Annotated in this window: 19 protein-coding genes, 1 tRNA gene and 1 pseudogene; 13 read left to right on the top strand and 8 right to left on the bottom strand. The window is 63.0% G+C overall.

What is annotated here, in order from left to right:
- Positions 1–1,140, bottom strand: coding sequence for an ABC transporter permease (locus EN862_RS01825; RefSeq protein WP_127864183.1), 1,140 nt, complete (start codon positions 1,138–1,140; stop codon positions 1–3).
- On the bottom strand, positions 1,137–2,669 hold the full coding sequence (locus tag EN862_RS01820; protein WP_127864182.1) for an ABC transporter ATP-binding protein: 1,533 nt from the start codon (positions 2,667–2,669) through the stop codon (positions 1,137–1,139). The genes EN862_RS01825 and EN862_RS01820 overlap by 4 nt, the downstream gene beginning before the upstream one ends.
- Positions 2,670–2,825: 156 nt before the next feature.
- Here EN862_RS01820 and EN862_RS01815 point away from each other — a divergent pair, with 156 nt between their 5' ends.
- Both EN862_RS01815 and EN862_RS01810 read left to right on the top strand, forming a co-directional pair.
- Positions 2,826–3,032 carry a SlyX family protein gene (locus EN862_RS01815; protein WP_095817028.1) on the top strand — a complete coding sequence of 69 codons (207 nt, stop codon included), beginning with the start codon at positions 2,826–2,828 and terminating at the stop codon, positions 3,030–3,032.
- A 22-nt stretch (positions 3,033–3,054) separates the two neighbouring features.
- Entirely contained in the window at positions 3,055–3,462 is a 408-nt protein-coding gene (locus EN862_RS01810; RefSeq protein WP_127864181.1) for a hypothetical protein, read from the top strand.
- Between the two features lie 106 nt (positions 3,463–3,568).
- Here EN862_RS01810 and EN862_RS01805 read toward each other — a convergent pair whose 3' ends face one another.
- The 5 genes from EN862_RS01805 to EN862_RS01785 form a co-directional block, all read right to left on the bottom strand.
- The gene (locus EN862_RS01805) at positions 3,569–4,558 is read right to left on the bottom strand and encodes a BMP family ABC transporter substrate-binding protein (protein ID WP_112126444.1); all 990 of its coding nucleotides are present in this window, start codon (positions 4,556–4,558) and stop codon (positions 3,569–3,571) included.
- A gap of 278 nt (positions 4,559–4,836) precedes the next feature.
- On the bottom strand, positions 4,837–5,163 hold the full coding sequence (locus tag EN862_RS01800) for a hypothetical protein (RefSeq protein WP_127864180.1): 327 nt from the start codon (positions 5,161–5,163) through the stop codon (positions 4,837–4,839).
- An 85-nt stretch (positions 5,164–5,248) separates the two neighbouring features.
- Complete coding sequence (locus EN862_RS01795) at positions 5,249–5,950, bottom strand: DUF2569 family protein (RefSeq protein ID WP_127864179.1); 702 nt, start codon at positions 5,948–5,950, stop codon at positions 5,249–5,251.
- Positions 5,951–6,054: 104 nt separating this feature from the next.
- Positions 6,055–7,467, bottom strand: coding sequence for a bifunctional serine/threonine-protein kinase/universal stress protein (locus EN862_RS01790; RefSeq protein ID WP_127864178.1), 1,413 nt, complete (start codon positions 7,465–7,467; stop codon positions 6,055–6,057).
- Between the two features lie 120 nt (positions 7,468–7,587).
- Positions 7,588–8,328 carry a metallophosphoesterase family protein gene (locus EN862_RS01785; protein ID WP_127864177.1) on the bottom strand — a complete coding sequence of 247 codons (741 nt, stop codon included), beginning with the start codon at positions 8,326–8,328 and terminating at the stop codon, positions 7,588–7,590.
- A 485-nt stretch (positions 8,329–8,813) separates the two neighbouring features.
- Here EN862_RS01785 and EN862_RS01780 point away from each other — a divergent pair.
- The 4 genes from EN862_RS01780 (at position 8,814) to EN862_RS01765 (ending at position 10,899) form a co-directional block, all read left to right on the top strand.
- Positions 8,814–8,903, top strand: a tRNA-Ser gene (locus EN862_RS01780).
- Between the two features lie 297 nt (positions 8,904–9,200).
- The gene (locus EN862_RS36540) at positions 9,201–9,434 is read left to right on the top strand and encodes a hypothetical protein (protein WP_127877182.1); all 234 of its coding nucleotides are present in this window, start codon (positions 9,201–9,203) and stop codon (positions 9,432–9,434) included.
- 196 nt (positions 9,435–9,630) lie between these two features.
- Positions 9,631–9,912, top strand: coding sequence for a hypothetical protein (locus tag EN862_RS01770; protein WP_127864175.1), 282 nt, complete (start codon positions 9,631–9,633; stop codon positions 9,910–9,912).
- A gap of 711 nt (positions 9,913–10,623) precedes the next feature.
- On the top strand, positions 10,624–10,899 hold the full coding sequence (locus EN862_RS01765; protein ID WP_127864174.1) for a helix-turn-helix transcriptional regulator: 276 nt from the start codon (positions 10,624–10,626) through the stop codon (positions 10,897–10,899).
- Between the two features lie 7 nt (positions 10,900–10,906).
- Here EN862_RS01765 and EN862_RS01760 read toward each other — a convergent pair whose 3' ends face one another.
- Positions 10,907–11,959, bottom strand: a complete 1,053-nt coding sequence (locus EN862_RS01760) for a hypothetical protein (RefSeq protein WP_127864173.1) — start codon at positions 11,957–11,959, stop codon at positions 10,907–10,909.
- Positions 11,960–12,216: 257 nt separating this feature from the next.
- Between EN862_RS01760 and EN862_RS01755 the strand changes: the two genes are divergently transcribed.
- The 7 genes and pseudogenes from EN862_RS01755 (at position 12,217) to EN862_RS01725 (ending at position 19,774) form a co-directional block, all read left to right on the top strand.
- On the top strand, positions 12,217–12,939 hold the full coding sequence (locus EN862_RS01755; RefSeq protein WP_127864172.1) for a heme-binding protein: 723 nt from the start codon (positions 12,217–12,219) through the stop codon (positions 12,937–12,939).
- Positions 12,936–14,809: pseudogene (locus tag EN862_RS01750) on the top strand (methanol/ethanol family PQQ-dependent dehydrogenase). The gene EN862_RS01755 and the pseudogene EN862_RS01750 overlap by 4 nt, the downstream one beginning before the upstream one ends.
- Complete coding sequence (locus tag EN862_RS01745; RefSeq protein ID WP_127864171.1) at positions 14,790–15,659, top strand: substrate-binding domain-containing protein; 870 nt, start codon at positions 14,790–14,792, stop codon at positions 15,657–15,659. Before EN862_RS01750 ends, EN862_RS01745 begins: the two are co-directional and overlap by 20 nt.
- Positions 15,656–16,189 (top strand): c-type cytochrome, encoded by a 534-nt coding sequence (locus EN862_RS01740; protein WP_127864170.1) that lies wholly within the window; start codon positions 15,656–15,658, stop codon positions 16,187–16,189. The genes EN862_RS01745 and EN862_RS01740 overlap by 4 nt, the downstream gene beginning before the upstream one ends.
- A complete protein-coding gene (coxB, locus tag EN862_RS01735) occupies positions 16,186–17,199 on the top strand; it encodes a cytochrome c oxidase subunit II (protein ID WP_245519471.1) in 1,014 nt (337 codons plus the stop codon). Before EN862_RS01740 ends, coxB begins: the two co-directional genes overlap by 4 nt.
- Positions 17,196–19,172, top strand: a complete 1,977-nt coding sequence (gene ctaD / locus EN862_RS01730) for a cytochrome c oxidase subunit I (protein ID WP_127864169.1) — start codon at positions 17,196–17,198, stop codon at positions 19,170–19,172. Before coxB ends, ctaD begins: the two co-directional genes overlap by 4 nt.
- The gene (locus tag EN862_RS01725) at positions 19,169–19,774 is read left to right on the top strand and encodes a cytochrome c oxidase subunit 3 (RefSeq protein ID WP_127864168.1); all 606 of its coding nucleotides are present in this window, start codon (positions 19,169–19,171) and stop codon (positions 19,772–19,774) included. The genes ctaD and EN862_RS01725 overlap by 4 nt, the downstream gene beginning before the upstream one ends.
- The last annotated feature ends 1 nt before the right edge of the window (position 19,775 follow it).

Genomic DNA, 19,775 nt, shown 5'->3' with positions numbered 1-19,775 from the left:
TCAGGCCCCTGTCCCCTTGACCGCCTGCATGCCGACCGACTTCGGACTGACCGAGGCGAAAAGCGCCTGGATGTAAGGCCTGAACATATGTTCCAGAGCGCCGGCGAAGAGAATGACCAGCCCCTGGATGATGACGATCATGTCGCGGCTGATCGCCGGCATCTCGAAGGCGAGCTCGGCGCCGCCCTGGTAGAGCATGCCGAACAGGATGGCCGCCAGCACGATGCCGACCGGATGCAGCCGGCCCATCAGCGCCACCGCGATGCCGACATAGCCGGCGCCGGAAACGAAATCGATCGCGACATTGTGCTGGTCGCCCATGACGGGGTTGAGCGCCATCATGCCGGCCAGCGCGCCCGAGATCATCATCGCCGTGATGATGATGCGGGTTTCCGAAATGCCCGCGTAGCGCGCAGCCTTCGGGCTATGGCCATAGGTGCGCATCTCATAGCCGAGCCTGGTGCGCCAGATCAGAAGCCAGACCAGGAAGGCCATGACCAGCGCCAGCAGGAAACAGATGTTGAGCGGCGCCGAGCGGATCTTTGCGCCGAACAATTCGATCACCCAGTTGAGCTTCGGCAGTTCCGCGCCGGCAAGGAAATTGCGCGTCTGCGGCGCCTGCGAGCCGGCCGGCTTCAGCGCGCCGACCAGCAGATAGACCATCGTCGAGGCCGCGATGAAGTTGAACATGATGGTGGTGATGACGATGTGCGAGCCGCGCTTGGCCTGGAGATAGGCCGGGATCAGACCCCAAAGCGCGCCGAACGCCGCGGCGGCCACGATCGCGATCGGAAAGATCACCCACCAGGGCAGCACGCTGTCGAAGCTCAGGCACACAAGCGCTATGCCCAGGCCGCCTATATAGGCCTGGCCCTCGGTTCCGATGTTGAACAGGCTGCAATGCGCCGCCACCGCCACCGACAGTCCGGTGAAGATGAAGGTGGTGGCATAGAAGAGCGTGAAGGCGATGCCTGTGCCCCTGCCGAAGGCGCCTTCGACCAGGATGACGGCGGCGCGGAATGGGTTTTCGCCGACCAGCATGACGACGAAACCGGCGACGATGAAGGCAACCGACAGGTTGATCAGCGGGATCAGCCCGTAATCGGCCCAGGCCGGCAGCTTGGCGTAGGGCGTGCTCATTCGGCGGCCTCCTGGTGCTCGACACCGGCCATCAGCAGGCCGAGCTCGCCTTCGGTCGCGTCCGGGCCGCGCTCGCCGACGACACGGCCGGCAAACATCACCAGGATGCGGTCGGAGAGCGAGCGGATCTCGTCGAGCTCGACCGACACCACCAGCACGGCCTTGCCCTGGTCGCGCATGGCGATCAGCCGCTTGTGGATGAATTCGATGGCGCCGACATCGACGCCGCGCGTCGGCTGGCCGACGATCAGCACGCCGGGGTCCTGTTCCATTTCCCGCGCCAGCACGATCTTCTGCTGGTTGCCGCCGGAGAAATTGGCCGTCTTCAGCCGCGGATTGGCGGGGCGGATGTCGTATTTCTCGATCTTATCCTTGGCGTCGGCCATGATGGCATCGACGTCGAGGAACGGGCCTTTCAGATAGCGCTCGTCGTCGTGATAGCCGAGGATGGTATTCTCGTTCTCCTCGAAGGCGAGAACCAGCCCGACATGGTGGCGGTCCTCCGGCACGTGGGCCAGCCCGCGGTCGCGCAATTCGCCGGGATCGGCCTTGCCGGTGAGGTCGATCGGCTTGCCGTCCAGCATCACCTCGCCGGAGACAGCATGCCTGATGCCGGAGATCGCCTCGAGCAGCTCGGACTGGCCGTTGCCGGCAACGCCGGCGATGCCGACGATCTCGCCGCCGCGCACATCGAAGGAGACGTTGTCGACCATGGTGACGCCGCGCTGGTCCTTCACCGTCAGGTTCTTCACCGACAGTTTCACCGCGCCGGCTTCCGACTGGCCCTTCTCGACCCGCAGAAGCACGCGCCGGCCGACCATCAGCTCGGCCAATTCGCCGACCGTGGTTTCCTTTGTCGTCCTGGTCGCCACCATGGTTCCCTGGCGCATCACCGAAACCGTGTCGGTGATCGCCATGATCTCGCGCAGCTTGTGGGTGATGAGCACGATCGTTTTGCCCTGGTCCTTCAATTGCTTGAGGATGCGGAATAGGTGATCGGCCTCGGCCGGCGTCAACACGCCCGTCGGCTCGTCGAGGATCAGGATCTCGGCGCCGCGATAGAGCGCCTTGAGGATCTCGACGCGCTGCTGCAGGCCGACCGGCAGTTCCTCGATGACGGCGTCGGGATCGACCTCGAGGCCGTATTCGCGTTCCAGCCGGTCAAGCTCCGAGCGCGCCTTGGTTATGCTGCTCTTCAGCAACGCATCGCTTTCGGCGCCGAGGATGACATTTTCCAGCACCGTGAAATTGTCGACCAGCATGAAATGCTGGTGGACCATGCCGATGCCGAGCGCGATGGCGTCGTTGGACGTGTGGATCGAAACAGGCTTGCCGCCGACGCGGATTTCCCCGCTGTCGGCCTGGTAGAAGCCGTAGAGGATCGACATCAGCGTCGACTTGCCGGCGCCGTTCTCACCGACGATGCCGTGGATGGTGCCGCGCGCGACCTCCAGGTTAATGTCGCGATTGGCGCGTACCGCGCCAAAGCTCTTGTTGATGCCTATGAGCTCAATTGCGGCTTGCGCCATGCAGCCTGTCCCACTCAGTTTTTTTATCGCTTGGTCAAAATGCCTAGCATGATGCCCCGCTTATGCCAATCGGCTGTTCACTCTCGACAAATCCCCGCGCCCTTGTCAATTTCGAACGTGGCTAGAGTTCTCACATTCGCAAGGACCAGGTTTTGCATGGCCATGCCTGACGATCGGCTGACGACGCTGGAAATCCGCGCCGCCGAGCAGGAAAAGACCATCGAGGAACTGTCCGGCCAGATCGCCGAACAGTGGAAGGTGATCGAGCGTATGGAGCGCAAGCTTGCCGCCCTGACCGACCGGTTCCTGGAGTTGGAGCAGACCGCCTCCGACGTGCCGGTGACCAAACCGCCGCATTGGTGAGGAGCCATGGGAAAAGACGGCCATGTCCAGTGAAAGCGAACGTGTCGCCCGGGCCGGCGACTATGTCTTCGGCTTGATGAACGACAGGGAACGCGCCCGCGCCGAACGCGACCTCGAGATCGATCCCGCCTTTCGCGACACGGTGCTGCGGCTCGCCGAGCGCTTGCGCGCGCTTGATCCCGCGGCAGCCGAGGCACGCGGCAATCGCTGGGAGCTGGTCACGCAACGGCTTGCCGAACTGCCGCAGATGCAGGCGCGGCTCGCCGGCAATGCCGCTCCGGAGGCCGAACCGCCGCCGGTGATGATCCACCGGCTCGAGCGCAAGCCCTACGGCGTCGGTCTGCATTCGCTTGGCGGCAGGCTTGGTTTTGTCATTGCGCTCGCTCTGCTGGCAGCGTTCGCGCTCGGCTATATCGTCGGCACGCTATAGAACGTCGCCTTCGGCCATGGCTTCGATCGTCGGCCGCATGATCCCTTCTCAAAAATGAAACCGCCGGGCACTGGCCCGGCGGTTCAAACCCTGCTTCAACTGCCGATCAATAGGGGCACTTGTTGTCAGCGGTGTAGTCGTGCACCTCGATCTTGCCGGCGATGATGTCGGCCTTGGCCTTTTCGACCGCGGCCTTCATCTCGTCGGTCACCAGCGCCTTGTTGTTGTCGTCCATTGCGTAGTCGACGCCGCCTTCCTTGAGGCCAAGATTCTGGAGGCCGCCCTTGAAGGTGCCGTTCTTGCCGTCCATGAAGGCGTTGTAGACGGCGACGTCGACGCGCTTCATCATCGAGGTCAGCACCTTGCCCGGCTGCAGGCCGTTCTGGTTGGAATCGACGCCGATGCCGAGCTTGCCGGCATCCGCCGCCGCCTGCAGCACGCCGACGCCGGTGCCGCCGGCAGCGGCGTAGACCACGTCGGCGCCCTGGTCGATCTGCGTCTTGGCGATCTCACCGCCCTTGGCCGGGTCGTTCCAGGCGGCCGGCGTGTCGCCGGTCATGTTCTGGATGACGTCGGTAGCACCCGCCGACTTGGCGCCGCCGACATAGCCGCATTCGAACTTGCGGATCAGCGGGATGTCCATGCCGCCGATGAAGCCGACCTTCTTTGACTTCGACGCCATCGCCGCCAGGATGCCGACGAGGTAGGAGCCTTCGTTCTCCTTGAACACCAGCGAGCGGACGTTGGGCAGGTCGACGGCGTCGTCGATGATGGCGAAGTTCAGGTCCGGATAATCTTTCGCGACCGCTTTTAGCGCGTCCTCCCAGGCAAACCCGGCCATGACGATCGGGTTGCGGCCGTCCTCGGCGAAGCGGCGCAGCGCCTGCTCGCGCTGCGAGGCATTCGAGACTTCGAACTCGACATAGGCGACGCCCGTCTCGGTCTTGAATTTCTCGGCTCCGTGATAGGCGGCCTCGTTGAAGGATTTGTCGAACTTGCCGCCCAGATCATAGAGGATGGCCGGCTGCACGTCCGCGGCGAAAGCCGGAAGAACCATTGCGGTTGCGGCCAGAAGGCCGAGAACGATACGTTTCATGTGATCCACACCCTGTCGGTTATTTTTCCGTTTTGCACCGCCTGCCTGCCCGGTTCTCCGGCAGGCTTGCGATGCCAGGCAGGAAGTGTTTGCCCTTCCCGCTCGCGGTCAATCTGGCACGGCGCGAAACAAAATTCACGTGGATTTTTGACCTGTTGGAAAAAGCGGTTACCGGCGGTCCGGCGTGGCTCTTCGAGCAATTCCGGGAAAAGTGTGAAAGGTCAGGCTCGGCGGTTCGCCGCAGCCTTCCGTCCGGAATTGCGTCGGAACGAGAGCCTTCAGGGGCTGGGAGCGAAATCGGCGCCCCGGCGTTTGCGCCGGTAGCCGATGGCGTAGAGCAGGAAGGCAAGCACCGCGAACACGGCGAAACCGGGCTGCGCCAGCACCCAGGCGACGGCGCCGTCCCACACCAGCGGGCTTGCCTTGGCGCGCACGAAAGTCTCGAAGGCCGCACGGGTATCCGGCGAAACCGCCAGCCAGCTTGCGTTGAGCGGCGTCATCACCAGCGAGGAAGCGGCGACCGAGCGTGTCGTGTCGATCACCGCCATGATGACGGCAATCGACAGCGCGACCATGGCTGCCAGCCGAAAGATGAAACGCAACATCGACGCTCTCCCCGGGAAAGCTCCCGTCTGCCCCGCCATCGACATAGAGCGTGCGTGGTTCCCGCGCAATCGCGGATCCGTGAAATTAGCGAGCCCGCGCCAGCCTGCGCCGGTTGACCCGCCAGATGGCGAAAATGCCGCCGGCGATCGCTCCGACGATCAGGCCTCCAAGCCCGATGAAAGCCGCGAAAAATCCGCAGGCGCCCTCGAAGCAGCTCATATGCGTCAGGTCCGCGATCAGCGAGCCGGCGAAGAATCCGGCGCAGGCGCCGATCGCGCCGCCAAGGATGATGCCGAGCAGCGCGGCAAGGATTGAGACGAGGACCGGCGGCCGCTCGGTCTCCGGATTGGCGTAGACCGTCTCGGCGCCGGCCCCGTTGCGCAGGAGATAGATACAGAGCAGGCCGATGGCGATCTCGGCGACGGTGAAGGCCAGCCCCTCGGCCGAGAAGACGAAGTCGGACACGAGCAGCACATAGGCCTGGCGCACGAGGATCCAGATGATGATGGCGATCTGCCAGATCGTGTAGTGGCGCGGGAAACGGGCGGATCGGTTGAAGGCGAGACCAAGCAGGTACAGCCCCCACAGAATGGTGATGACGCCGCCGGCGAGGCCGCCATAGATCAGGAAGAGGACGTTATCCGGCAGGCTGAAGTCGCCGATCAGCCGCCAGTTCGAGATCAGGCCATAGGCCGACAGACCCATGACGATGACGAGCCAGGCCACCGGGATGAAGGAAAGCCCGCTGTCCGGCCGCCCTGCGGGTTGCTGGTCGATCGACGCCATGTCAGGACAATGCCCCTCGCAAAGCCCAATGCAATTCTGGGGAGCAGTCGACAGGCAGGCAAGGCCGAAGTCAAGCTCGGATGGTCTGCAGGGCACCGACCACCTCACGGCCGCAGCCGGCTTTCCTCCTCGACCGCTTTCAATCGCACGACCGATACCGAGCAAAGGGCTCGCGCCACCACCTTGGTCGACACGCTGCCGAGATGGCGGCGGATTGCCGAAGAGGATCGCGCGCCGACGACGATGTGCCCGACATCATTGTGCTCGGCATAGTTGAGGATCGCGTCGGCCGGACTGACCGCCTCCAGCACGTGGTAGCTTATGCGGTCCTCCGGCAGATGCAGCGGGCGCGCCCAGTCCTTCAGCGCGACCAGCCGCTGCAGATAGACCAGGCGCCCCGATTCATCGACATCCGGTGTCGTGCCGACAATCTCGGTCTTCAACACCGTCACGCAGGCGAGCCAGGAATCCTGGCGTGCCGCAAGCACACGCGCGGTTTCGTTGCGAACCTCGCCCGCCAGCGCATCGCTTCCGCTGGCAAGGTCGACCGCGGCCAAGACGATCGGCGGTCCGGCGCGCGCCGCGGAGTTGGCAGCCTTGCCAACCAGCGACTTCTCGTCCGTCCTGCGGAAAAGGTTCCTGATCGCGCCCCAGCCCCATTCGTTCGATGGCGTGCTCTTCCTGGCGACCACGACCTGATCGGGGTTCCTGAGATCCGAGAGAACATGCGCCGCTTCGCCGTAGCGCCTGGATCTGTCGACTTCCATGCATCGCACAATGACGGCCTCCAGCCACCTCGGTATGGCCTTGTCGATGTCTCGCGGTGGCTTGGGCGCATGATAGAGCCTGCGCTTCATTCCCGCGAAGGTGGCCGGACGCCCGAACGGCTCCTCGCCGGTGGCGAGCTGATAGAGGATGCAGCCCAGCGCGAATATATCGCTTGCCGGGTCGGACCGCTCGCCCAGCACCTGTTCCGGCGACATATAGGCTGCGGTACCCATCGGCACGGAACTCTCTTCGCCGAGAAGGTCCGGAAGCTCTGCATGGCGGGCGAGGCCGAAGTCCAAAAGCACGGCGCCGCGCTCGGCCAGAATGATGTTTTCAGGCTTGAGATCGAGGTGGACGACCTTCTGGCGGTGCAAGGCGGCGAGCGCCTTCGCAATCTCGGCGCCGATCCTTGCCACCTCGTCCGGCGGTTGTGGCGCGCCGTTCGTCAGTTCCGCCAGACCGACGCCGGCGACGAACTCCATCGCAATATAGGGAACCTTCGCCAGGCTGCCGGATGCCGCGAAGCGCGGCACATGCGGACCCGACAGGCGTTTGAGGATCAGTTCCTCGGCTTCGAAGCCGAGAATGACGGAAACGTCTCCGCCTGGGTCGAGAAATGGGATCTTCAGCAGAAGCGGGAAATCGAATTTCGGATTTCTCGCCCGCCACAGCGTCGCCATGCCGCCGGATTGAAGCCGCTCGACGAGCTCGAACCCATCGATGCTTGCCCCTGCCTCGAACTTCTGCATCCATCGCCTCCGGGTTGACTAGAGCAATTCCAGGAAAAGTGTGAGCGGTTTTTCCGTCCGGAATTGCGTAAAAACAAGGAGATAGAGCGGTTCGCCGTTTCCGTGAAACGGTGAAACGCTCTAGCGGCCGATCTTCAAGCGCATGCCAAGCCACCCGGGCAAGCCTGACGCCTGAATCTTGCGAGCGGTTTCTTCATGATCGTAAGGAACGCGCACCATCGTCACCTCGCGCCGCTCCGTGTCGAGAAGCGCGAAGCAGGCGGATGGGTTGCCATCACGCGGCTGGCCGACCGCCCCGACGACGACAAGATGCCGCCTGAGCTCGGACAAGGGTGCCGCGACATTGTCGAGCGGCCGAAAATGAACCGGCCGTCTGCCGGACAAAGCATAATAAATGGCTGGAATGTGGGTATGACCACAGAAGATGAAGCGCGCATCGCTTGCGGACAGGCAGCGTTCCGCCGCGTCGACGTCGCGTATATACAACCATTTTTCCTGCCGCTCCGCGCTGGCGTGAACATACAGCCGGTCTTCGGACCGGAGCGAAAGCGGCAACTGCGCAAGAAAATCGAAATGCTCCCGGGCGAGCCGTTCGCGGGTCCACTCGATGGCGACCCGCGCATTCTCCGTCATGTCGGTCCGGCCCAAAGCCGCCGCTTCATCGTGGTTGCCCTTGATGCAGAACGCACCGCCCTCCACCAGATCGGCGGCCTTCTCGACCACATAGACAGGATCGGGCCCGTAGCCGACCAGATCGCCAAGCAGAACCAGCTGGTCCGGCGCCTGCTTGCGAACGACACCGAGGACTGCGTCGAACGCCTCACGGTTGGCATGGATGTCAGACAGGATCGCGATGCGCATTCAACCTTGTCCCGGGAAGCGCGCAACATAGCAAGGCGACCGCTGCAGGGAATTTGATCCGGCTCAATACCCGTGCGCAAGCTTACGGCGGAGCATCCCCCGCCAATGCGGTTACCTTGTCGACTTCCACGACATTGGCCGCAGATCGGCTGTCCGGCCTCTCACGCGCCCTGAAACCAGGCTGCGGCTTAGGCGCGAACGGCTCCTGCGGGTCAGCGCACACACATCACGCGAACGCGCGGCACGCGGTCGTTGAGGCGGCCTTCGGGGCCACCCACGGCCAAAAGCCTTTGCAACGCCATTATGGCTTGGCATTCGCTTTCGGATCGACTAGATGAGCCCCGCGCCTGTTTGCCTGGACGGCTAGCGGCGCAGGGAAGGGTTGCCCGCCGGTTGAAGGCACACCACATATCCGTCAAGGACTTCCCATGGGAGCATCTCCCCAACCCGCGCGGCAAAACCGGCCGGCGCGAGATGTCAAGGACGGAGAGGTGGCCGAGTGGTTGAAGGCGCACGCCTGGAAAGTGTGTTTACGGGAAACCGTAACGCGGGTTCGAATCCCGCTCTCTCCGCCAGCTATTTTCCTAATAAACCAATGATTTCATATACTTATATTATTCACGAAGTGCTTCAAGATCGAAGCGACCTTCATCTGCGTAACAAATTGCCAAGAATCCGCCAAGCCGAAACCGAAGGTATGCAGTGGACCTGATCTATCCGGATCAGGTCCGGCTGAGGCCCGCGCTATCGCTGGTTGCCAATCCACCAAAACCCGCCGAGTGATTTCTGTTCCATTAGGTGCAACTGAATCAACAATGGAACAATTCCTGGACGGTCGGAATTGTTGGTCGGTTTCAATAGAGGGCCAGCCAATGTCCATCATTGAGAGCATCACCGGCATTTTCTCGTCGAAGAAAGAACCGAAAAAGGCGCGTGAAAGAAAAGCTGCGCCGAAGAGTGACGCTCCGAAAAGAGCGTCTGCTGGATCGTCAGCCGCCAAGAAGACTGGTGCTGCTCCGGCGATGTCGGCCCACTCGAAAGACGCTGCCTCAAGGGGCAAGTCGGGGCAGCCCAAGGCGCCAGCCAAAAAGAAGGCAGCCCATTGACCGAAAGAACCCGCAGAAGCGAGGTTCGTTAGCGTTCACCACCACGCTGCTTGTGCAACATCAACGGTAGCGCCTTCTATCTGGTGCGGTCTTCGATCGCGGGGTTCGCCAATTCATTCCCTGAAACGATATTCCGTGCCGGACGCGGAACCAATTCCACGCGCCAAAGTTAGGAAGCGCTTACGGGGACTTTGCTATGCTCCTTGCCGTGGACGATGCGATCTCGTCGGCTGTTTTGGCCGGCAGAGGGAGGGATGCGGAAATCTTTGGTGTCATTGATCTCACCACCAAAACCGAAGCCAGGTTCAGCACCCTCAGCTTGGGACATGCTATCCAATTTGTCGCTAACGCGTCAGTGCTGGGCTACGATGTTCGCGGTGCGATGGTCCTCTACGGATTGCAGGGAAAGCCGAGCCTGAGAAAATGGGACTGCGACCGGCTATGGGCACAATACGGCGGCGCCTTGCTCCAACCATAAGATGCCGATTCACTTTGTCCAAAGGCCGAGTTCCTCCCGGCTCCGTGCTGATGACCGCCGCTCGTAGTCCACCGGGCCACTGAACAGCATCCGAGCCTCACCGCGCCCGACATCCCTGCCAAGTCTGAAGGCAGCATACACCGCGCCGAGGGCGATCATAAATCTAAGCATGTACTCGTTCTCCGGTTTTGAGGGGAAGGAACCGCCAACCATCCCGGTTGGTTCCGGCGTACCCCGAAAAGGAAACCCGCGCCCCTCGGCGAGGACGCGGGCCGGTGTTTCCACCATTCTGCGACCGCTTGAGGGGGACAGTCGCAGACCTTTTCAACAGGGCAAACTGCAGCTTGTTCCGAGTTGCAAAAAGAAAACCCGCCGAACAACGTCGACCGTCCGGGCTCATGATCGCATCACGCGCGCAGTTACATACAGTGGCAAATCCTCACGAGGAAAAACGCGCCCACTCCATAAGGGATGAAGAGAAGACCGAGGGCAATCCAATAACCCGGCTGCGCCATTGCCGCGAAATCTGAAAGAAGCTGTTTCATCGCAACCGAACGAAAGGTGATCATCATTGTTCCAAGGGGCAGCGGTCCGAGGGGCATGTTGCCTGCGATTTTGGGGGCAAGGGAACATGTTCTTGAACTTTCAGTTCGATATACGATCAAGAAGCAGTGGAGATGTTTGGTGGCTCCTCTAACGCCAGAGCAGGTAATGGCAGCCAGGGCCTTGTTGAACTGGCCCCGGGTACGGCTTGGGGCAAAATGCGATTTGAGCGAAGCAAGCATTCGCGAATTCGAGCGCGGGGGCCGGATGCCTCCGGCGGAAAAACTGCTTGCCATGCGCCAGGTATTGCAGGCCGCCGGCGTCGCGTTCTTTGGACAGGACAGCTCCGGCACGCCTGTCGTTCGATTGCACGCTTCGAAGGCTCCGCACGTCACCAATCTCGCCGAAGGCGAAGCCGGGATCATCGGCAACAGCGAAATGTGAGGACGGGTCAAGGAAGCTGCGCCAGTTCTCCGCGTGGCAAACCGCGGTCGTTCGGCAGAAGCGGCGCAGGCGGACTGCCCAGATGACGCGAAAGGGCTTCGACCGGTGGGACGTAGCGTTTTCTGAGCGATCCCAGTCGCTCTAAACTACGCCGTGTTGGGTTTCCGTAGCCTGCCCTTGCCGCACGTTCCAAGACCTGCTGCAGCGGCTCTCTATCGGTTTCCGGGTGGTCGATGTCGAGCCGCAGCAGTTTGCTCAGCTCGTCAGCAAGGTGAGTGCCTTCCTCACGCAGCAGAATGGCCTTGCCGCGCAGGCTGGGCTCATCGATTGCTTCGAGAACGGCAGCAAGGTCCAACAACGCGGCGAGCGTGGCAGGCCACCCCGCACCGGTTTCCAGGGATCGGAAATAAATCAGGAACGGGTGCGATGCATGGCTCTGCAGCACCTCGGCGCACCAGTCCCTGCCCTTTACGAGCACCTGTTGCAGCTCATCCTTGCAACCGAGTGAAGCATAGCGTTCCAGCAGCGCGATCGCGGACGGCGGATCGCCTGACGCGGTGGTGATCTTGAGGATGCCGGAGTCACGCCTGCCGATGCTGGTCTGCACCTGAAGCAGGTAAGTGACGGCCATCGTCATGACCGACAGGCCGCAAAATCCCGCCGCGATGTTGACCCAACGGGCAGGACCGGTCGCGTCCGTTTCGCTAAGGCCGACCGTCACCAGGCTGCTTCCCGCGACGAATACCGCCTGGGAGAAAGTCGGTACCGCGGGCCGGTACCAACCGCTCAGCGCAGCCACCATCAGCCCGAAACCGAAAATGAGAAGCAGCATCCAGCCGGTGAAGGACGCTACCAGCACGAAAGGCGCGAAGGCCGCCGGAATGGCGGCGCCGGGCCTGCGCGTATGGCGCAGCCCGAACAAGCCGGCGAAAACCATACGGCTTGCGAGACGCAGGGACGCCCGGCTCTCGCCCGGAACAACGACGGTATCAAAGACATCGCGAAGCGTGAACCAGACCACAAGGGTTCCGATGCCGAATTGCAGGATACCGACGACCATCTCCTGTAACGCCCAGATCGGACTTGTGTTCAGAAATCCTGCTGTATCGGACTCGCAGGGAAGCGGATAGCGCAAGCTCCCCGAGCCGCCGATCGCTCATCTCGGCCAGCCAACCTCGCCAGTGCAACCCTTCGCGATGTTCGAGGAACAAAGTGGCCGATTGTCAGTTCGGTAACATCAACAAACGTTTTCGGGTCATGGCTCATCGTCGGTTTTTGTCACTAGCTCTGGGCCTGCTTGTCTTGGCATTTGGCTCGATGCAGCAAGGCACTGCTCGGGCCCAGGCGCCCTGCCCGGCCGATCACGACAAGCTGCTCTCGGCCTTGAAGGCCAATGTCAAGGCGAGCGGCGGCCCCGCGAATGGCGGCTTCGAGACCAATGAATGGGCAGCGATCGTAGCTCGCGACGGCACCGTCTGCGCGGTCGCCTTCAGCGGGCCGACGGCCGATGCGCAGTGGCCGGGCAGCCGGCTGATTGCGGCCGAGAAAGCGAACACGGCCAATGGGCTCAGCCTGGCGAACATGGCGCTTTCGACAGCCAATCTCTACGCGGGGGTGCAGCCCGGTGGGCCGCTGTTCGGCCTGCAGGCCACAAACCCCGTCAACCAGGCAGCGGCTTACACAGGCGACCCGAAGACGTTCGGCAGCGCCAGTGACCCGCTGATCGGCAAACCGATCGGAGGCCTTGTCGTGTTCGGCGGAGGCCTGGCTCTGTATGACGGCAAGGCCATTGTCGGTGGCCTCGGTGTCAGCGGCGATTCCTCCTGCGCGGACCATAATGTCGCCTGGCGCGTTCGCGCGGCCCTCGGGTTGGACAAGGTTCCTGCGGGTGTTAATCCCAATCGCAAGGACGCCATCATCTACGATCTCGACCCCGGCGGAAAAAGCGCCTCCGGCTGGGGTCATCCGCTATGCGCCGGCCACGAGGCCGACATTGCGGCGGAAATCGGCTCCGGCGTCGGAGGTTCGACGCCGAAATGAAGCAAGCAACGCAACTTGCAGCATTCTGCGGTGACCCGGTATGTACGGACCGCGCGCCGGCATTTCGAAAACATTTTGGCGTTCTTACTGCCACGCTGCTGGTCTGCGCGCCCTTGCTGACGGCTGCTTCACAGACCCCGCCAGCACCTGCGATCTCTCCGCCTGCCACGGCCGCACCGCCCGATGACGGGCATTGGACGATGCCGGCCAAGAACTACGCCTCGACCCGCTATAGCGAGCTTGCCGAAATCAACGAAGGCAACGTCAAGAACCTGCAGGTCGCCTTCACCTTCTCGACCGGGGTGAACAAGGGCCAGGAAGCGGCGCCGCTGGTGATCGGCAACACGATGTATATCGTGACGCCATTTCCGAACGTCGTCTACGCGCTCGACCTCTCCAAGCCCGGCGCGCCGATGAAATGGAAATACGAGCCCAACCCCGAGCCGGCCGCGCAAGGGGTTGCCTGCTGCGACGTGGTCACCCGTGGCGCGGCCTTCGCGGACGGGCGCATCTTCTTCAACACGCTGGACGGCCACACCATCGCGCTCGACGCGAACACCGGCCAGCCGATCTGGAACGCCCATATCGCCAACATCAATATTGGCGAGACCATCACCATGGCGCCGCTGGTGGTGAAGGGCAAAGTGCTCGTCGGCAATTCCGGCGGCGAGATGGGCGTGCGCGGCTGGGTCAAGGCGCTCGACGCCGGCGACGGTCATGTCGTCTGGACGGCTTACAACACCGGTCCCGACAAGGAGGTGCTGATCGGACCCGACTTCAAGCCGCATTACGACATGGACAAGGGCAAGGACCTCGGCGTCACGACATGGCCGCCGGAAGCCTGGAAGATCGGTGGCGGCAACATGTGGGGTTGGATTTCCTACGATCCGGATCTCAACCTGATCTTCCACGGCACCGGTAATCCCGGCCCCTGGAATCCCGATTTGCGGCCCGGCGACAACAAATGGACGTCAGGCATCTTTGCCCGAGATGCCGATACCGGAGCGGCGAAATGGTTCTACCAGTGGACCCCGCACGATCTTCACGATTATGACGGCATCAACGAGCAGGTCCTGCTCGACATGAATTGGCAGGGCAAGCCGCGCAAGGTGCTCGTCCGCCCGGAACGCAACGGCTATCTTTACGTCCTCGACCGGACGACCGGCGAAGTCCTGTCCGCAAAACCTTATGGCCCCGTTAATTCCAGCAAGGGCGTCGACCTCAAGACCGGCCGCCTGATAGAAAACCCGGACAAGCTGACGGGTACCGGCAAGGTTGTCCGCGACATCTGCCCGACCGCCTCGGGCCTCAAGGACTGGCAGCCTTCGGCCTTTTCGCCGAAGACCGGCCTGCTCTACATCCCGCACAACAATCTGTGCATGGACGAAGAGGGCGTCGAGGTGAACTACATCGCCGGCACGCCCTATGTCGGAATGAACGTCCGCATGATCCCCGGGCCGGCGGCAATCGCGGCGCCTTCACGGCCTGGGATATCGCCGCCGAAAAACCCGCCTGGAGCCTTAAAGAGAATTTCCCGGTGTGGAGCGGCGCGGTCGTGACCGCCGGCGACGTGGTCTTCTACGGAACGATGGAAGGCTGGTTCAAGGCGGTGAGCGCCAAGACCGGCGACCTGCTTTGGCAGTTCAAGACCTCGTCCGGCATCATCGGCCAACCCATCACCTATCGCGGCCCGGACGGCCACCAATATGTCGCCATCTTATCCGGCGTCGGCGGCTGGGCCGGCGCCATCGTTTCGGGCGACCTCGACCCGCGCGACGCCACCGCGGCGCTCGGTTTCGTCAATGTTATGAAGGACCTGAAGAACGCGACCACGGCGGGAGGCACGCTGTATGTGTTCCGTCTGCCCTGATGTGTTCGGCTTGATCCACGGCGTGGCCCAGAAGCTGCTCACGCGGATCGCGCTCGGCATCGCCGCGCTCGCCTTGCTACTCTTGCCGGCGACCGCCAGCGCTCGCGAGCTCAGGGTCTGCGCTGACCCGAACAACTTGCCCTTCTCCAACGCGGCCGGTCAGGGTTTCGAGAACAGGATCGCCGAGATCATCGCCGACGATCTCGGCGCCAAACTGACCTATACTTGGTGGGCGCAGCGCCGCGGCTTCGTGCGCAACACGCTGAAGGCGGGGCTTTGTGATCTCGTGCCCGGCACGCCCGCCAATCTCGAAATGCTGCGCACCACCACGCCCTACTACCGGTCGTCCTATGTCTTCCTTACGCGCCAGGACGGCCCGGACGTGACCTCCTTCAACGATCCGCGATTGCGAGGCCTGCGTATCGGCGTTCAGCTCATCGGCGACGACGGTGCCAACTCGCCTCCTGTCCGGGCGCTTAGCCGCCGCGGCATCGTCGGGCATCTCATCGGCTACCCCGTCTATGGCGACTACGCCGCTCCCAATCCGCCGGCGCGCATCGTCGATGCGGTGGCGAGCGGCGAGATCGATCTCGCAGTGGTATGGGGGCCGCTTGCCGGCTATTTCGCCCAGAAGCAGAAGGTGCCGCTGCGCATCACGCCGGTCACGCCGCGCATAGACGGCCCGCAACTGCCCATGATTTACGACATCTCCATGGGCGTGCGCCGCGAGGACGATGCGCTGCGTGGCGATGTGAACGGCGCCTTGGCCAGGCACAAGGCCGAGATAGACGCCTTGCTGGCTCAATATGGCGTGCCGCGCCTCGATGCCTCCGGGAGCCCGGTGCGATGAGGCCGGTCATCGCACTGCTCCTGTCCGCATCACTGGCCCTTGCTGCCTGCCAGCGCGAAGAGCGGGACACGCGCCCGCAATCGGCGCTCGGCTCCGGCGAGCGGCCGACGCCGGTGACGACGCTGGAACCTGGTGGGCAGCGGCCATCCCCCACGGACAACAAAGCGGCGAGCTTCGAGGCCAATGCCTTTCATCTGAGCGAAGGCAAGCGCCTGTTCGGCTGGTTCAACTGTTCGGGGTGCCATGCCAATGGCGGCGGCGGCATGGGCCCGGCTTTGATGGATGAGAAGTGGATCTACGGCGACTCGATGGAAAGCATCCATGCCACGATCCGCGATGGCCGTCCGAACGGCATGCCGAGCTTCCGCGACAAGATCCCGGACGACCAGATCTGGGAGCTTGCGGCCTTCGTTCGCTCCTTGAGCGGCAACGCGCCCTCCTCCGCCGCGCCCTCGCGCAATGACGACATGATGGTGCATCCATCCGAAAACCGCATGCCGGATGCCGCCACGCTGGGGAAGTCGCCGTGAAACACCGCGCCTCGATTGCGTTCGCCACGGCAATCGCCCTGCTTCTTCAGGGATGCGCAGGCTGGCAATCGGCGCTCGACCCCAAAGGCCCGGCGGCGAGCGAGCTCGCATGGCTGATCTGGTTCTTCACCGGCCTCTGCGCGGTGGTGTGGGTGCTGGTGATGATCGCCCTTGCCATGCCGTTGTTGATGCGCTCGCGGCTGCATGCCGACCCGCTCGTGCTCGACGCCGGCGCCGACAATCGCAAGCTGCGCGTGGTGATGATTGCCGTCGGGCTGACCGCCGTGATCCTGGTCGGACTGACCTTGCTCAGCTTCTTCGCCAACAGGACGCTTGCGGCGATCGGCTCGGACGCCGCGCTGACCATTCGCGTCACCGGCCATCAATGGTGGTGGGAGGTGCGCTACGAAGATGCCACGCCGAGCCGCATCCTGACCACGGCGAACGAGATCCATATTCCCGCCGGCGAACCTGTGCGGCTTCTTCTCACCTCGACCGACGTTATCCACTCCTTCTGGGTTCCAAGCCTGTCCGGCAAGCTAGACCTCATTCCCGGCCGAATGAATGTGCTCGATATCAAAGCCGACAAGCCCGGCATCTACCGGGGCCAATGCGCCGAGTTTTGCGGCGCGCAGCACGCGAATATGGGCACCTTCATCATCGCCGAGCCGCGCGCAAAATTCGACGCCTGGTGGAACGACCAGTTGCAGCCGGCCGCTGCTCCAACGAGCGACGAGGCAAAAGCCGGCGGGGAGCTCTTCCTGAAACGCCCCTGCGTGATGTGTCACAAGATCGGCGGCACGCCTGCCGGCGGAACGGTCGCGCCCGATCTCACCCATGTCGCCAGCCGGCAGACGCTCGCGGCCGGGACATTGATGATGAGCCGGGGCAATCTCGCCACCTGGATCGCCGACCCACAGGGCGTGAAGCCCGGCTCGCACATGCCGGTGGTCGATCTGAGCGGCGACGAACTCAATGCCATTGTCGCCTATCTTGAGGGGCTGAAATGAGCAGCGCGGATCTCACCAGCGAACGCGATCTGACGCCAGAGCGCGAAACGTCCGCCAAAGGCGATATAGCGCCAGAGCGTGACGGACCGCGCGACACAGGCATGGACGATGCCAGCCTGCATCGCTGGCTGGCGCGCACATGGCGCACGCCCCCCGGCATCATCGGCGCGCTGTCGAGCGTCGATCACAAGGTCATCGCACGCCGCTATCTGATCACCGCCTTCCTGTTTCTGTGTCTGGGCGGGCTCAACGCCGTCGTCATGCGCGTCCAGCTCTCAGGCCCGCGGCGCGGGCTCGTCGGCCCGGATCTCTACAATCAGCTGTTCACGATGCACGGCGTCACCATGATGTTCCTGTTCGCCGTGCCCATCGTACAGGCGACCGGCATCTATCTGGTGCCGTTGATGGTTGGCACCCGCAACATCGCATTTCCCCGCCTCAACGCCTTCAGCTATTGGATCTATGTTTCAGGCGGCCTCTTCGCCTGGGTGTCCTTCGCCCTCGCGATGGCGCCGGATGTCGGCTGGTTTGCCTATGTACCGCTGTCCGGACCGGAATACGGTCCAGGCAAGCGCGCCGACGTCTGGGCGCAGATGATCACCTATACCGAAGTGTCCTCATTGGCAGTCGCGGTTGCGACCATCGTGACCGTGTTCAAGCAACGCGCGCCAGGCATGTCGTTGGACAAGATCCCGCTCTATGTCTGGGCCCTCCTGGTCACGTCCTTCGTCGTCGTCTTCGCGATGCCTGCGGTGATGATCACCTCGACGTTCCTGATCCTCGACCGGCTCGTCGGCACGCATATCTTCAACCCGGCCGAGGGCGGCGACGCGCTGCTGTTCCAGCACCTGTTCTGGTTCTTCGGCCATCCCGAAGTCTACATCATCTTCCTGCCGGCGACGGGCATGGTCTCGGCGATCATTCCCGCTTTCGCCCGCCGCCCGGCCTTCGGCCATCTCGGGCTGGTCCTGTCGCTGATCGCGGTCGGTTTCCTGTCGTTCGGCCTCTGGGTCCACCACATGTTCGCGATCGGGCTGCCGAAGCTCGGCGCCAGCTTCTTCACCGCGTCCAGCATGCTGATCGCCATCCCCAACGGCGTTCAGATCTTCTGCTGGCTGGCCACTCTCTGGGACGGCAGGCCGGTGATCCGCACGCCGGTGCTGTTCGTCTTCGGCTTCTTCTTCACCTTCGTCATCGGCGGCCTCACCGGCGTCATGCTCGCCTCCGTGCCGCTCGACCTGCAGGTGCACGACACCTATTTCGTCGTCGCTCACTTCCACTATGTGCTGATCGGCGGCTCGGTCTTCCCGCTGCTCGCAGCCGCCTATTTCTGGTTCCCCAAGATCACCGGCCGCATGATGAGCGAGCGCCTCGGGCGCTGGCATTTCTGGCTGGCGATGATCGGCTTCAACGCGGCATTCTTCCCCATGCACATCGTCGGCCTGTGGGGCATGCCGCGCAGGGTCTATACCTATCCGGCCGAGCTCGGCTGGGGAAACATCAATCTCTTCATCAGCGCCGGCGCGGTGCTCTTCTTCCTGAGCTTCGTGCTGTTCGCCTTCAACTTGGTCCATGGCGCGCTAAGGGGCGCGCCCGCGGGCGACAATCCCTGGGACGCGGGCACGCTTGAATGGGCGACCTCCTCGCCGCCGCCCAGCTATAATTTCGCGCGCATTCCGGTCGTGACCAATGTCGAGCCGCTCTGGGCCGAACGTGGGGCGCTTCCCGTCGCGACCGGGCTTCGCGTCGACGTTCGCGAATTGCTCGTCTCCACCGTGGCGGAAGCCTATCCCGACATCCGCGAAAAATCGGCGACGCCGTCGATCTGGCCGCTTTTCGCGGCGATCGCGGTCGGGGCCACCTTCCTCTATTCGATCTTCACGCCGTGGGCGATCGTCTGGGGCGCCGCGCCGATCGCCGTCACCCTGGTCGGATGGTTTTGGCCCAAGGGCGATCCGGAGGACGAGGAATGAACCAGAGTCCTGCTCTCGATCTTGCCGGCCTCCCGACCTTTGGGCATGGCCCGCGCAGCCCGACCTGGTGGGGCACGCTCGGTTTCATGGCGCTGGAAGGCATGGGCTTCGCGCTGGCCGCCGGCGCCTACCTCTACCTCGTCACCTTGTGGCCCAACTGGCGCCTGAGCGCACCGGTGCCCAATCATTGGCCGGGAACCATCGTGACGCTGCTTCTCGTCGTCAGCCTGGTGCCCAACCACCTGCTCAACCGCTATGCCAAGCAATGCGCCATGGGGCCGGTGAGGATCGGCATGGTGGTGATGTCGCTGCTCGGTCTCGCGCCTCTTGTCGTACGCTGGTTCGAGTTCCCCGCCCTGAATATCTATTGGGACACGAACGCCTACGGCTCGATGCTCTGGGTGCTGCTTGGTCTCCACACCACGCATCTGATCACCGATGTTGGCGACACGATTGTCCTGACGGTGCTGATGTTCACGCACCATGGCTATAGCGGCCGTCGCTTTGGCGATGTCGGCGACAATGCCTTCTATTGGGATTTCGTGGTCCTCACCTGGATTCCGATTTACCTGCTCATCTACTGGCTGCCGAGGTTAGGCTGAG

Origin of the sequence: Mesorhizobium sp. M2E.F.Ca.ET.219.01.1.1, from assembly GCF_004016445.2 — a bacterium.
In the GTDB taxonomy this organism is placed as follows: Bacteria; Pseudomonadota; Alphaproteobacteria; order Rhizobiales; family Rhizobiaceae; genus Mesorhizobium.
The sequence above is the reverse complement of the archived record's forward strand: the minus strand, read 5'-3'. Positions and strand labels throughout refer to the sequence as shown.